Raw genomic sequence first — 13,480 nt, 5'->3', positions numbered from 1 at the left:
GGCAGCCGGCGTCGACGCTCTGGGTGACACCGGTGGAGACCGGCAGCTCTGACAGAACTCATCGGTGTACCCGAAGTGTTCCCCATCGCCCGGCGCTCCTCATCCGAATTCCGCCCTCGGCGGACTCCGTTCTCGCCCCTCCACAACCACGTCGAACAGCCGAGACGCCGATCGACATCCGCTTGAGGCCGAGTTGTGACGTCCCTCACCCGTTCTCGGACCACGGGCTGAGAACAGCTTCGGACCGAGGGCCGATCCGGACGGACGCGAACGGTGGAAGCGTTGCCGGACATGAGGTTTCCGAACGAGTGGGTGGGCGGCACGGCTCTCGTGGCCGGGCCGGTGCTGCTGCTGGCGGGCGTGCTGCTGAGGTCGCCGTTCCCCTTCTTCTTCCCTGACCAGCTGCGGGCGGTCGCCGAGCACCCGGCGTTGATGACGGCGTCCTACACGGCGTTCCTGGCGGGGAACGTCGTGCTGTGGGCGGCGGTGGCGCATCTCGCGCACCGGATCGGGGAGAGACGGCCGGGGTGGGCGGCGTGGGCGGGCGTACTCGTGACGGTCGGGCTGTTCGAGCGGACGTTCCACGCCGGGGTGGACCACGCGGCGTTCTCGGCGGTGGAGCACCTCGGTGCCGAGCGGGCCACCGAACTGGTCGCCGCCGGGTACGGCGAGCTGCACCTGTTCAGCTTCCTGTCGTTCACGATCATGGCCGGCTGGGTGGTGCTGGCGGTCGCGGCCCGTCTGGGCGGCGAGCTGGACGGGGTGCGCGCGGTGGCGCTGGCGAGCGCCGCGCTGATGCCGCTGGGGGTGCTGAAGGGAACCGAGCTGCTGTCGGTCGCCGGGGCGGCCGGGTTGTGCGTCGCGCTGGTGCCGCTCGGGGTCCGGGTGCTCGCCGGGCAGCCGCGACCCAGCGGGAAGACCGTGCTGGTGGCGTTACCCGTCGTCCTCGGAATCGGCGCCCTCGCCGTCGTGAGCTCGCTCGGATGAGGCGAACGGCCACGCGAACCAGATGCCCGTGAAGATCAAGAAGGCCAGGGAACCGACGGCGACGGACGCCCAGAGCCCGAGGATCACCTCGGCCATCAGCAGAACGGTGCCGGTCATCGCGAGGGCGAGGAAGACGAGGCCCGTCAGCGCGAACCTGTTGCCCCAGCGGACGACGTCCTCGCGGCGGCCCTGACGGAACAGGACGCGGTGCCACGCCGCGGGAGCGGTGAAGAACGCGACGGCCACAGCGGCGCACAGCACCGTGACCAGGTGCGTCACGCGGACGTAGTCGCCGGTCGAGGCGTACTTGTCGGTGAACGCGATGGAGAGGAGGAAACCAAACAGGATCTGCACACCGGCTTGGGCGACGCGCAACTCCTGCATCAGCTCGTTCATGTTGCGCGCGAGTCTGCGTTGGTGGGACTCCTCGGCTTCGCTCACCGGACTCACCTACCCGTCACCGCCCAATTGAAACACCGGCCCGCCGGTGTTCCACCCTTCCCCGGTTGATCAGGTCAGCGGTTGATCACGAAGAAGTCGGTGACGAACGCGACGGCCTCGCCCGCCGTGTTGCGGCCGACCCACGTGGGGTAGCGGCCGTCGCCCCAGCCGGTCGAGAACGCCACGACGTTCAGGCCGGACCGGGGGTCGGTGACGTTGGCGGGACCGCGGCCACCGCCCACGGCGCCGAGCGCGTCGATGAGGTCGCAGTTGCCCACCTCGTCGTCGCTCGCCAGCCGGTCGAGCGCCTCCGCGGCGGACAGGTCGAAGAACGCGCCGGTGCTCGACTTGACCTCGTAGCCGAACTCGGGCATCACGGGCAGCATCGGCACGTGCTCGCCGGGCACCACGGCGGGTCGCCAGGAGTAGGCGGGCTCGTCCCGCACCGTCACCTTGGCGGCGGCGACGCGGTAGCCCTGCCGCAGGTCGGGGAAGCCGTCGCCGTCGACCCACGAGACCATCGAGACGGTCACGGGGTACGAGCCGGGCGGGACCTCCTCGGTGAACGGCTCCGCGTCCTCCGGCCAGATGACGAACGGGTCCGCGGCGACGAGCCGTCCCGTCGGCAGGGCCAGCTCACCGGCCTGGTGCACCGCGACGACCTGCTGTTCACCGCCTCCGGTCGGCTTGCCCACCGGTCCGTCGACGAAGAACCGTTCGAACCCGGTCCTGATCAGTTCAACCGCCCCCACAGGTAGGCCACCTCCTGAGGGCATGTTGGCAGAAGCCCCCGACACCCGATCGGGGCACCACGGGTGTTCGCTGTCGGTTAACACGGCGAAACATGAGCGTCGACCGCTTGAAGCCGACGCGGGACAGCTCCCGCGCACCGGTTGACGAGGCGAAACAGCACTCGATCAAGCCAGTCGTCCAGCCTGGGGTTGACGCTTGCGTCCAGAGCGCACTGGACGCATCGCGCGGAGCGACCTGTTCAAGAAGATCGCAGCGGAAGCCAAGCACCAAGGTGCGGACTGGAAGCTGGTGCGCGAGGGCGCGAACCACACGGTGTTCGAACTCAGTGCGTGATGATCCCGGTTCCGCGCCACGACGAGGTCGGCGAGAGCCGAGGCGGCCGAGGAGAATCGGGCCGCCATCAGGGCTTTGCTCTCGCAAGGTCTCTCCCGGCGCGAGGCCGGCGATGTGCTGGGACTGTCCTTTCAACGGGTCAGCCAGCTCGTCAAGCCCTGATCCCGTTGCCGCGCCTCTTCTCGCGGTCCCCTTGGCCCCAAGGCTCAGTCAAGATCACGGCTGACCAGTGCCGTAACCTGGTGGGCGTGTCCGTTCCGTCCACCTTGAAGATCGGCCCGTTCGCCGTCGACCCGCCCGTCGTGCTCGCCCCGATGGCGGGCATCACGAACGTGGCGTTCCGGCAGCTGTGCCGTCAGTACGGGGCCGGGCTCTACGTCTGCGAGATGATCACCGCCAGGGCTCTCGTCGAGCGCGACGCGATGACCATGCACATGATCACGTTCGCGGAGGACGAATCGCCGCGTTCCATGCAGCTCTACGGCGTCGACCCGCGCAACGTCGGCGAGGCCACGAAGATGATCGTGGACGAGAACCTCGCCGACCACATGGACATGAACTTCGGCTGCCCGGTGCCCAAGGTGACGCGCAAGGGCGGTGGGGCGGCGCTGCCGTACAAGCGGGAGCTGTTCCGGCAGATCGTGCGGGCCGCGGTGCGCAACGCCGGGGACATGCCGGTCACCGTGAAGTTCCGCATCGGCATCGACGACGAGCACCTGACGTACCTCGACGCGGGCCGCATCGCGCAGGACGAGGGCGCCCAGGCCGTGGCGCTGCACGCGCGCACCGCGTCGCAGCGCTACTCCGGCAAGGCCGACTGGTCGGCCATCGCGCGGCTCAAGGAGGCCGTCACAGGCATCCCGGTGCTCGGCAACGGCGACATCTTCAGCGCCCAGGACGCGCTCGACATGGTCGCGGCGACCGGTTGCGACGGCGTGGTCGTCGGGCGCGGGTGCCTCGGCAGGCCGTGGCTGTTCCGGGACCTGCAGGCGGCGTTCCGGGGTGAGCCGATCCCGGAGGGGCCCAGCCTGGGCGAGGTCGCGGCGGTCCTGCGCACCCACGCCCGGCTGCTCGCCGCGCACTACGGCGAGGACAAGGGTCTGCGGGACCTGCGCAAGCACATGGCCTGGTACTGGCACGGCTTCCCGGTCGGCGGTGACACGCGGCGCGCGTTCGCGATGGTGTCGAGCCTGCAGCAGCTGGAGGACCTCATCGGGCAGCTCGACCCGGACGTGCCGTTCCCCGTGAACGCGGAGGGGCCGCGCGGCAGGCAGGGGTCCGCGGCGAAGGTCGTGCTGCCGGAGGGGTGGCTCGACGACCCCGAGGACGCGACGGTGCCCGCCGGTGCGGACGTGATGCACTCCGGTGGCTGACCGCATCGCGCTCCTCCTCGTCTCGCTCGTGCTCCTCGCGGGCTGCTCCGGTCCCGTCGCGGGCACGGCACGGCCCGCGACCCTCAGCGACGCCGACAAGGTCAGGTTCAAGGAGTTCTACGAGCGCCTGAACAAGGCGGGCGACGAAGGCGCGACCCAGCAGTCGAAGCTGCTGCGCGAGACCCAGCACCCGGACTTCCGGCAGAAGGTCTGCGACCTGCGGGGCGCCACCATCAAGGTGGAACCGACCTGGTCCACGCTTCGGGTCGACGCCGACTGGGCACCCCCCGGTGACAAGGCCCATCCGCGCGGTGACGTCTACGTCGTGGCGGTCACCATCACCCTTCGCCAGGGGGACGCGGTGATTGGCAGCCAGATCGGGTCGCTGCACGTCGTGCTCCTCGACGACGAGGTGTACGGGTTCGCGCCCTGTCTCGGTGGCTGAACGGATAGTCGATCTTCCAAGCTCACTGGATCGGAGCAGGGGACGGTCAACCGGACGGGGGAAATCTCACCCGCTCGTGTCCTTGTAGCTCAAGCACCGCCTCTTGGGAGACGACACCTGCCAAGTAAGGAGGTGACCGCGATGACCGCACTGCGACCCGAAACCGCCCAGCAGATGGCCCAGGAGACCGACGACGGCCTCGGCCGCCAGGGTCCCGGGCTCGTCGGGCTGCACGAGTCCATCGCGACGTTGCTCGCCTCCCGGGGCCAGTGGCGCCAGGCGTACGAGCACCTCCGCTCCGCCCTCGACCTCGTCCACGCCGACCAGGTCGAGCAGCCGCACGTGCCCGAACAGCTCCGGCGCGAGGTCGACCGGCTGCGGCGGGAGCACGCCGAGGCGCGCGAGCAGAGCCTGCGCGACAGCCTCACCGACTCCTACAACCGCCGCTACCTCGACGAACGGCTCATGGACCTGCTGACGGAGCACGGCGCGTGCCGGCACGGGCTCGCCATCGCGCTGATCGACCTCGACTGGTTCAAGCAGGTCAACGACACGTTCGGCCACCTGCTCGGCGACCGCGTGCTGCAGCGCGTCGTGGAGCTGCTGCAGCAGGAGCTGCCGGAGGACGCCTTCTGCGCCCGCTACGGCGGCGAGGAGTTCGTCCTGGTGCTGCCGAGAGTCGACGCCGTGACGGCCGTCGCGGTCGCCGAGGCGGCGCGGGAACGTGTCGAGCGTCACCCCTGGGACGAGATCGCCCCGGACCTCCGCGTGACGGTCAGCGCGGGCCTCGCGTACGAGCCGCCCGCGCACGAGGCGCCGGGGCGTCCGGCGGTCAGCGCCGAGCAGCAGCTGCTGCGCGCGGACAGCCTCCTGTACACGGCCAAGCAGTCAGGTCGCAACGCCGTGGCGTACCGTGCCGACGGACGGGTTCGCCTCGCCGGCAGGGCCGCGGGCAGGCGCGGCATCGCCGAATCGCGTGTTCTCGGTTACTACTGAGTGACATGGCTCACCCGTTCAGGGCAAGCAGACTGCGCGAATTCGCGTACTGATCCCAGCTGGATCACCCGGAGTGGTCGTCAGAAGTCGGCTGCATCCGTAGTATCGCGGGCGCAACTGACACGCCGGTGGTGCAACCCTTGTGTCCCGGTCGTCGTCACTTCGTAATGACGAACCACTTTTGCTTCTGACCCAGAAGGGAGATTGGGTGCCCGACGACCCCCGACGTGGCGGCCCCTCTTCCCGCGGTGATCAGGATCCCCAGCACGACCAGCCGACCGGCCGTAGACGTCGCTCGATGGAAGGCTCTGGGGGCCTGAGCGTCTCGGACCTCATCGAGCAGCACAGCAGGACGAACATCCCCCGGCCCGTCCCGCCTGTACCGCCCGACAACTCCACGACGACCGGCAGGCGCGCCCTGCCGGACCCACCCGCCACGGGCAGGCGCGCGCTGCCCGAACCACCGGCCCCGCAGGCCCCGCAGCCTCAGGCCCAGCCGCCTCAGGCACCGCGGCAGCAGCCGCCGTCCGCCCACCGGCCGGGTGAGCAGACCGGCCAGCGCCCGCGGCCGGACCAGGCCGCCCCGCAGCACTTCCCCGGTGAGCCGACCGGCAGGCGACGCGCGCCGGACGCTCCCGCCGTGCCGCCGAACGCCGTGCCGCCCAAGGCCGGGCCGCCGAACGGTGTGCCCCCGAAGGCCGCACCGCCGAAGGCCGCGCCTCCCACCGGCGCGCCCGCGAACACCGGGCGGCCCCCCGCCGAGCAGACCGGCCAGCGACCGCGGCCGGACGCCGGTGCGCGCCGAGCGGCTCCCGGCCCGCACAGCGGTGCCGTCCGGCCTCCCGAGGCGGACGCGACCGGTACCCGGCGCCGTCCCGCTCCCGGCGAGATGGGCCCCGGTGGCACGCCGCCGCGCAGGGTTCCCCCCGGCGACGCCCCCTCGGCCAACGCGATCCCGCGCCCGGTTCCGGGTGACGTGCCGTCGTCCGCGGGCATCCCGCGCCCGGACGCCGGCCAGAAGCGACCGCCGGCCCCCGGTGGCGACCCGCGGCGGATGCCGCCCGGCGACGTCCCGTCCGCGAACGGCATCCCGCGCCGTCCCGCGCCCGGCGGAGCACCCGAGGCCCCCGCGCGCAGGCCCGAGCCGAACGGCGCACCGCCGCGCAGGCTCGCCCCCGGCGACGCCCCCTCCGCCAACGCCATCCCGCGCCCGGTGCCCGGCGACACGCCGTCGTCCGCGGGCATCCCGCGTCCCGCCGCACCCGGCGCCGACGCGGGGCACACCGGCCTCAAGCGCCCGCCCGCACCGGACGGCCCCGCGCCGCGTCGCCTGCTGCCGGGCGAGGCGCCGTCGTCCAACGCCATCCCGCGCCCCCCGGTGCCCGGTGAGGGTGAGCCCACCGGCCGCCGTCCCGCGCCCCCGGCTCGGGCCGAGTCGAGCGGGCCCCGGCCGATGCCGCCGCGCGCGGAGTCGAGCGGTCCCCGCCCGGCGCCCGGCATCGCGAACCGGCTCGGCGCCGACGCTCCGGCGGAGGACCCCGGCCAGGAGGACACGCAGATCGCTGCCGCGGTCTCCGCTCCCCAGGTCGAGAAGCGGGAGGAGATGGACCCGCTCAGCCTCACCACCGAGATGGAACCCATCGGTGACGAGGTGAAGAAGCGGCGCGAGGTGGACCACACGCTCGCCCGGTTCTCCGCGGTCCACGACGAGCTGCTGGAGCAGGAGCGGCTGCGCAAGGAACGGCGCGCCAAGCTCATGCCGTGGGTCAAGGAAGAGGAGGACGAGGAGGCGACGCAGTACGCCGACCCCGTCGTCGTCGACTCCGGCGGCCCCCGCAGGCCGGGCATGCCCGGCCGCACGCCCAAGCAGCGCAGGCTGATGCGCGGCGCCAAGGTCTCGGCGGTCGCCGCCGCGGCCGTGGTGTTCGCGTCGACCGGCATCGGCTGGGCCGCGACGCTGTGGGCCGACTCCAAGTTCCAGAAGATCGAGGCGCTCGGCGGCAACTCCGAGGCCGTGCACCAGGCGGAGAAGCAGCTCGGCGACGAGAACTTCCTGCTGGTCGGCTCGGACACCAGGGCGGGCGCGAAGCCGAGTGACAACGTCGGCACCGCGGACCAGGAGGGGGGCGCGCGGTCGGACGTGATCATGCTCGCGCACATCCCCGCCGACCGGAAGCGCATGGTCGTCGTGTCGCTGCCGCGGGACGTGCGCGTCGACCGACCGGCGTGCCGGTCCTGGGACTCGGACACCGGGCAGTACGGCGAGGCGCTGGCCCCGGCGAAGGAGGTCATGGCGAACTCCGTCTACGCCGAGGGTGGTCCCGAGTGCGTCGCCAACATGATGACGCAGCTGTCCGGGCTCAAGATCAACCACTTCGTGAGCATCGACTTCGTCGGCTTCCGCGAGATGTCGACGGCGATCGGCGGCGTGGAGATCTGCACGCCCACGAAGATCGTCGACGACGAGCTCGGCGTCGTCATCGACAAGCCGGGCAGGCACGTGCTCAAGGGCGACCAGGCGTTGCAGTACGTGCGCGCCCGCAAGGTCGCCGGTGACAGCGGCACCGACTTCGACCGGATCAAGCGGCAGCAGACGTTCCTGTCGGCGATGCTGCGCCAGTCGCTGTCCAACGAGGTGCTGCTGAGCCCGTCGAAGCTCAACAACTTCATCAACGCGCTCACGAGCTCCACGGCCGGCGACAACATCGACGTCGCCTCGCTGCTGGAACTCGCGAACTCGCTGCAGAGCCTCGACGCGGGCCGCGTCACGTTCGTGACGATGCCGCACTGGACCGACGAGGGCCCGACGCTGTCGAACGACGACAACATCGAGCGCCTGAAGGACGACGGCGTCAAGGAGCTGTTCCAGACGATCATCGACGGCTTGCCGCTGCCGCAGGAGAAGCCGGCCGAGTCGAACACCGGGGAAGCCCCTCCGCAGCAACAGCCGGGAACCGTGATCGACCCCAAGGAGGTCACGATCCAGGTGTTCAACGGCGACCCGACGAACGGCGGCGCGGCCGACCGGACGTCGAACGCGTTGCAGCAGAAGGGCTTCAAGGTCGCGACGCGGGGCAACGCCCCGGAGAACGCGGCCAAGACCACCATCCGGTACTCGAAGGGCAACGAGAACAAGGCGGCCACGCTCAAGGCCGCGGTTCCGAGCGCCGAGCTGGTGGAGGCCCCGGAGATGGGCGGCGCGGTCGTGCTGACGCTGGGCGCGGACTTCGACGACAAGATCGTGGGGCCGCAGGAGGGCACCCAGCAGGGCAACGCGGGCAACCAGGGGGAGACCGCCCCCGACCTGTCCGTGGTGAACGCGGCTCAGGACCCCTGCGCGCCGAAGTGATTCGCCTGGGGTTCATCCGCGGTTCATCTCGGCATGTCGCTGAGGTCGTGGTCGGGACGTAGGCTGAGCGCCATGCGCGAGGCCTACCACGACCAGCTAGAAGAGCTCGCCGAACGACTGGCCGACATGACAGGCATGGTCGCCGAGGCGATGCGGAACGCGACCACCGCCCTGCTGGAGGCCGACCTCGGTCTCGCGGAACAGGTCATCAGCGGGGACCAGAAGGTCGACGACGTCCGCTCCAGCATCGAGGAGCAGTCGTACGCGCTGCTCGCGTTGCAGGCACCGGTCGCGACCGACCTGCGCACGGTGCTCGCGGTGATCCACGCCGCGGAGAGCGTCGAGCGCATGGGCGACCTCGCCCTGCACGTGGCCAAGGCCGCGCGCCGGCGTCACCCGGCGTCGGCGCTGCCAGAGGACGTCAAGCCGTACTTCACCGAGATGGGCACCATCGCGGTGAAGCTCGCGCAGGAGGCGGCCGAGATCATCCGGCACAAGGACGTCGACCGCGCGCGCAGCCTCGAAGAGGCGGACGACGCGATGGACGACATCCACCGCCACCTCTTCTCCGTGATCATGGACAAGGACTGGCAGCACGGTGTTCCCACCGCGGTGGACGTGACGCTGCTCGGCCGGTTCTACGAGCGCTACGGCGACCACGCCGTCTCGGTCGCCAAGCGCACGGTCTTCGTCGTCACCGGCCGGATGCCCGGCTACGGCGGCGACGAGAAGCTGTAGTCAGTCGCACGCGGGGCCCTTTCGTACTGTGTGACAGTACGAAAGGGCCCCGCGTGCGATGAGGAGTGCGCGGGGGGAGGGGGTCAGCGGAACTGGCCTTCGCGTTCCTGCGCCAGCTCCGGATCGGCGTACGCCTCGGAGAACTCGGCGAGCACGGTGGGCAGTTCGGCGTCCCACGCCGCCCGTGCCTCGTCGTGCGGCAGGTCCCTGGCGTCCGCGGTGAAGTAGGCCCACGCGCGGACGATGTCCGGCAGCAACGCGAGGTCCTCGTCCGAGACGTGCAGCTTCGCGGCGATGTGCAGGATCAGCACGGCGGTGAGCGAGGCCGGGCCGTAGACCACCGGGTCGCGGTTCTGCTCCACCGCGGCGGAGGCGACGATCCGCGCGAACGCCCGTGCGGCCTCGACGTCCGCGATCCCGTGGTCCGAGGCCAGGAACGCCTCGACGGCCTCGTCCGTCCTTTCCGGACCGATCGCGGGGATCTCGTACTCGGCAGGCACCAGCGAGCTGACGCGGGCGTCGGCCAGCGCGATCAGCTGGACGGGGTGCCGCACGTCCTCGGACCCGATCAGGCCCTCCTCGGCCTCCTCGTCGGGGCCGTCCTCCCAGAACTGCTCGACGTCCGGCCAGAGGCGGTCGTAGACGTCGGTCGCGCTCAGCGGCGTGATCTCGTCGCGGAACGCCTCGGGCGTGGAGGCGATCATGTCCTGCAACAGCGCCACGGTGCCCTCGTCGGGCGTGGAGAACAGCTCGATCGCGGTGGCGCCGAGCACCGGCTGGCGCATGAACAGCACGGTCTCGGCCGAGTCGGCGCGGTCCTGGGTGATCGCGACGACCTCGACGTCTCCCAGCAGGTTCGTGACGAGGTACGCGTCGCGGAACTCCAGCGCCGCACCGGGGACGTACCAGGACGGTTCCGCGACCCCGCGCGCCGCAACGGTTTCGGCGGCCGCGAAGGCGGCGGCCCTGTCGTCCGCGGAGCCCACACCGGACAGTGCGCGCAGCGCGGTGAGCGCAGCCGGGTCGTCCATCTCCTTCAGCGCCTCGACCAGGGGCGCGCTGCCGGAGCCCGCGAGCCAGAGCGTGGCGTAGAGCTCACTCGCCCAGGCGTCCGCGAGCAGCCACGACTCCGAACGCACGGCGGCCGCCGACTCGAGCAGCGCCCCGTACGGGGACTGCTGCTCCCGCCGGCGGCCGGGTGCCTTGCCTTGCTTCTTCTTGCGCGACTTGCTCTGCGGGCTCACGCTCCGGAATCTAGCGACTCCTCCGGCATTTAGCCGAACCGGCCCGAGATGTAGTCCTCGGTGGCCTTCTGGCCGGGGTTGGAGAAGATCTTCTCGGTGTCGTCGACCTCGATCAGCTGACCGGGCTGGCCCACGCCCAGCAGGTTGAAGAACGCGGTCTGGTCGGACACGCGCGCCGCCTGCTGCATGTTGTGGGTGACGATGACGATCGTGTAGTCCTTCTTCAGCTCCGTGATCAGGTCCTCGATCGCCAGCGTGGAGATCGGGTCCAGGGCGGAGCAGGGCTCGTCCATCAGCAGCACGTCGGGCTGCACGGCGATGGCGCGGGCGATGCACAGGCGCTGCTGCTGGCCGCCGGAGAGGCCGCCGCCGGGGCGGTCGAGGCGGTCCTTGACCTCGTTCCACAGGTTCGCGCCGCGCAACGAGCGCTCCGCGACCTCGTCGAGCTCCTTCTTGTTCTTCACGCCCGCGAGCTTCAGGCCCGCCACCACGTTGTCGCGGATGGACATCGTGGGGAACGGGTTGGGGCGCTGGAACACCATGCCGATCGTGCGGCGCACCTCGACCGGGTCCACAGTGGACGCGTAGATGTCCTCGCCGTCGAGCAGCACCTTGCCTTCGACGCGCGCGCCGGGGGCGACCTCGTGCATGCGGTTGAGCGACCGCAGCACGGTCGACTTGCCGCAGCCGGAGGGGCCGATGAACGCCGTGACGTTCCTCGGCGGCACCGCGAGCGAGACGTTCTCCACGGCGTGGAACTTGCCGTAGTAGAGGTTCAGGTCCTTGATGTCGAGTCGCTTGGCCATGTCCGCCCGCTCACTTCGTCTTCGGCGCCAGCACCCGCGAGATCACGGTGGCCAGCAGGTTGAACAGGGTGATGATGAGGACGAGGGTGATGGCCGCGCCCCACAGCCGCTCGAAGCCCGCCTCTGTCGGGTTGTTGCGCTCGTTCACCATCATCAGCGGCAGCGACGCCATCGGGCCGTCGAAGAGGTTGTAGTTGATGAACGGCGCGTAGGCGGCGAGCACCAGCACCGGCGCGGTCTCGCCCATGACGCGGGCCAGCGCCAGCATGATGCCGGTCAGGATGCCGGACAGCGCGGTGGGGATGACGATCTTGACGATCGTCTTCCACTTCGGGATGCCGAGCGCGTAGGAGGCTTCGCGCAGCTCGTCCGGGACGATCTTGAGCATCTCCTCGGTCGTGCGCACGACGACCGGCACCATCAGCAGCACGAGGGCGAGCGACACGGCGAACGCGCTGCGGCCGAAGCCCGCGTAGGTGATCCAGACCGTGTAGATGAACAGCGCGGCGACGATCGACGGCACACCGGTGAGGATGTCCACCATGAACGTCGTCGCCTTCGCGAGCCGCGTGCGACCGCCGTACTCGACGAGGTAGATGGCGATCATGATGCCGACCGGCACGGAGATGAGGGCGCAGACGAGGCCCTGCACCAGGGTGCCGTAGATCGCGTGGTACGCGCCGCCGCCCTGCTGGCGGGCGAGCAGGCCGGACAGCGACTTCTGCCACCAGTCACCGTCGAGGATGACCGGGAAACCGCGCTGCACCACCGTGTAGAGCACCCACACGAGCGGGATGACCGCGATCAGGAACGCCGTCCACACGAGCGCGGTCGCGACACCGTTCTTGATCCGGCGGGACAGGCTGACCGACTGGAACGTCGGCGGCGTCGCGAGGCGCGCGGGGTCCGCGAGGTTGGTGCTCACTCGTACTCCTTGTGGCCGGCGACGATCGAGCGCGCGATGGCGTTCACGACGAAGGTCAGCACGAACAGCACCAGACCGGCCGCGATGTAGGCGCCGGCCGAGCGCGGGTCGTTGAACTCCGGCGCGGCCAGGGCGATCTTCGAGGCGAACGTGGCGCCGCCGTCGAAGAGCGACCAGCCGAACGCCGAGGTCGCCGTGCTCAGGATGATCATGACCGCGATGGTCTCGCCGAGCGCGCGACCGAGGCCGAGCATCGACGCGCTGACGTACCCGGCCTTGCCGAACGGCAGGACGGTCGTGCGCACGACCTCCCACTTGGTCGCGCCGAGCGCGATGGCGCCCTCGACGTGCATCGTGGGCGTGCGTTCGAAGACCTCGCGGCTGACGGCGGTGATGATCGGCAGGATCATCACCGCGACGACGATGCCCGCGGTGAAGACGGTGCCGCCGAGCTGCACGTTCACGTTGCCCTTGGCGAAGAACGGGATCCAGCCGAGGTGCTCGATCAGCCACTCGGAGACCGGGTACAGCACCGGGCCGAGCACGAACAGTCCCCACAGGCCGAAGACGATCGACGGCACGGCGGCGAGCAGGTCGATGACGTAGGCGAACGGCCGGGCGAGCTGGCGCGGCGCGTACTGCGTGAGGAACAGGGCGATGCCGAGCGCGATCGGCATCGCGATCAGCAGCGCCAGCAGCGAGACGACGATCGTGACCAGCAGCAGGTCGAGGATGCCGAACCGCAGGTTCGCCGGGTCGGAGGTGTTCCACTCGCGACTGGTGAGGAAGTTGACCTGGTCCAGCCCGAGCGACGGGATCGCCTGGACGACGAGGAACAGGCCGATCGCGCCGATCAGCGCGACGATGAAGACACCGGACCCCGTCGCGAGACCGCGGAAGACGCGGTCACCGGGCCGTACGTGCGGTGCCTTCGGCGTTTGTGGCGCTTCCGGTGTCGGGGGAATCGGAGCCTCCGAGGCGTGGGGAGCAGCCGGGACGCCCCGCTCCGCTCCGGGCTCACCGGAGCGGGCGGGGCGCCTGGCCACGACAGGATCGTTCATCGCGTCTGCGTCAACCGAAGTTTCGCACC

Annotated in this window: 13 protein-coding genes; 7 read left to right on the top strand and 6 right to left on the bottom strand. The window is 70.6% G+C overall.

All coding sequences use genetic code 11. The features are described 5' to 3' along the window. Nucleotides 1-291 precede the first annotated feature (291 nt). Nucleotides 292-987 (top strand): hypothetical protein, encoded by a 696-nt coding sequence (locus BLT23_RS05310; protein ID WP_090046196.1) that lies wholly within the window; start codon nt 292-294, stop codon nt 985-987. Here BLT23_RS05310 and BLT23_RS05305 read toward each other — a convergent pair. Together BLT23_RS05305 and BLT23_RS05300 are read right to left on the bottom strand one after the other, a co-directional pair. Beyond that, nucleotides 934-1,428 carry a DUF6328 family protein gene (locus BLT23_RS05305; RefSeq protein ID WP_176946613.1) on the bottom strand — a complete coding sequence of 165 codons (495 nt, stop codon included), beginning with the start codon at nt 1,426-1,428 and terminating at the stop codon, nt 934-936. The two genes, BLT23_RS05310 and BLT23_RS05305, sit on opposite strands and share 54 nt — an antisense overlap. Nucleotides 1,429-1,502: 74 nt before the next feature. Next, on the bottom strand, nt 1,503-2,180 hold the full coding sequence (locus BLT23_RS05300) for a DUF4241 domain-containing protein (protein WP_176946612.1): 678 nt from the start codon (nt 2,178-2,180) through the stop codon (nt 1,503-1,505). Nucleotides 2,181-2,376: 196 nt separating this feature from the next. On the opposite strand from BLT23_RS05300, the gene BLT23_RS40560 reads away from it, so the two are divergent. The 6 genes from BLT23_RS40560 (at nt 2,377) to phoU (ending at nt 9,415) form a co-directional block, all read left to right on the top strand. Next, entirely contained in the window at nt 2,377-2,514 is a 138-nt protein-coding gene (locus BLT23_RS40560) for a hypothetical protein (RefSeq protein ID WP_176946611.1), read from the top strand. Nucleotides 2,515-2,762: 248 nt separating this feature from the next. Beyond that, nucleotides 2,763-3,887: a tRNA dihydrouridine synthase DusB gene (gene dusB, locus BLT23_RS05295; protein ID WP_245743647.1), complete on the top strand. Its 1,125-nt coding sequence runs from the start codon at nt 2,763-2,765 to the stop codon at nt 3,885-3,887. After that, nucleotides 3,880-4,332, top strand: a complete 453-nt coding sequence (locus BLT23_RS05290) for a hypothetical protein (RefSeq protein ID WP_090046191.1) — start codon at nt 3,880-3,882, stop codon at nt 4,330-4,332. The genes dusB and BLT23_RS05290 overlap by 8 nt, the downstream gene beginning before the upstream one ends. A gap of 141 nt (nt 4,333-4,473) precedes the next feature. Beyond that, the gene (locus BLT23_RS05285; protein ID WP_090046872.1) at nt 4,474-5,328 is read left to right on the top strand and encodes a GGDEF domain-containing protein; all 855 of its coding nucleotides are present in this window, start codon (nt 4,474-4,476) and stop codon (nt 5,326-5,328) included. Nucleotides 5,329-5,626: 298 nt separating this feature from the next. Continuing rightward, on the top strand, nt 5,627-8,677 hold the full coding sequence (locus BLT23_RS05280; RefSeq protein WP_090046190.1) for an LCP family protein: 3,051 nt from the start codon (nt 5,627-5,629) through the stop codon (nt 8,675-8,677). A gap of 72 nt (nt 8,678-8,749) precedes the next feature. Then, nucleotides 8,750-9,415: a phosphate signaling complex protein PhoU gene (phoU, locus tag BLT23_RS05275; protein WP_090046188.1), complete on the top strand. Its 666-nt coding sequence runs from the start codon at nt 8,750-8,752 to the stop codon at nt 9,413-9,415. A gap of 83 nt (nt 9,416-9,498) precedes the next feature. Here phoU and BLT23_RS05270 read toward each other — a convergent pair whose 3' ends face one another. From BLT23_RS05270 to pstC, 4 genes are read right to left on the bottom strand one after another with little or no spacing between them, the layout of a single operon-like run. Further along, nucleotides 9,499-10,659: a hypothetical protein gene (locus tag BLT23_RS05270; protein WP_090046187.1), complete on the bottom strand. Its 1,161-nt coding sequence runs from the start codon at nt 10,657-10,659 to the stop codon at nt 9,499-9,501. Nucleotides 10,660-10,688: 29 nt separating this feature from the next. Then, nucleotides 10,689-11,465 (bottom strand): phosphate ABC transporter ATP-binding protein PstB, encoded by a 777-nt coding sequence (gene pstB, locus BLT23_RS05265; RefSeq protein ID WP_090046186.1) that lies wholly within the window; start codon nt 11,463-11,465, stop codon nt 10,689-10,691. Nucleotides 11,466-11,475: 10 nt separating this feature from the next. Next, on the bottom strand, nt 11,476-12,390 hold the full coding sequence (gene pstA / locus BLT23_RS05260; protein ID WP_090046184.1) for a phosphate ABC transporter permease PstA: 915 nt from the start codon (nt 12,388-12,390) through the stop codon (nt 11,476-11,478). Beyond that, a complete protein-coding gene (gene pstC, locus BLT23_RS05255) occupies nt 12,387-13,451 on the bottom strand; it encodes a phosphate ABC transporter permease subunit PstC (protein ID WP_090046182.1) in 1,065 nt (354 codons plus the stop codon). Before pstC ends, pstA begins: the two co-directional genes overlap by 4 nt. Nucleotides 13,452-13,480: the final 29 nt, after the last annotated feature.

Origin of the sequence: Lentzea fradiae (assembly GCF_900100955.1) — a bacterium.
Classification (GTDB): Bacteria; Actinomycetota; Actinomycetes; order Mycobacteriales; family Pseudonocardiaceae; genus Lentzea; species Lentzea fradiae.
Note: the sequence above shows the minus strand (reverse complement) of the source record. Positions and strands in the feature narration are given on the sequence as shown.

Excerpts from the sequence above, each read along its gene's own strand:
- phoU (WP_090046188.1), top strand. The coding sequence starts at position 8,750 with ATGCGCGAGGCCTACCACGACCAGCTAGAAGAGCTCGCCGAACGACTG.
- BLT23_RS05285 (WP_090046872.1), top strand. The coding sequence starts at position 4,474 with ATGACCGCACTGCGACCCGAAACCGCCCAGCAGATGGCCCAGGAGACC.
- pstB (WP_090046186.1), bottom strand. The coding sequence starts at position 11,465 with ATGGCCAAGCGACTCGACATCAAGGACCTGAACCTCTACTACGGCAAG.
- BLT23_RS05280 (WP_090046190.1), top strand. The coding sequence starts at position 5,627 with ATGGAAGGCTCTGGGGGCCTGAGCGTCTCGGACCTCATCGAGCAGCAC.
- BLT23_RS05310 (WP_090046196.1), top strand. The coding sequence starts at position 292 with ATGAGGTTTCCGAACGAGTGGGTGGGCGGCACGGCTCTCGTGGCCGGG.
- pstC (WP_090046182.1), bottom strand. The coding sequence starts at position 13,451 with ATGAACGATCCTGTCGTGGCCAGGCGCCCCGCCCGCTCCGGTGAGCCC.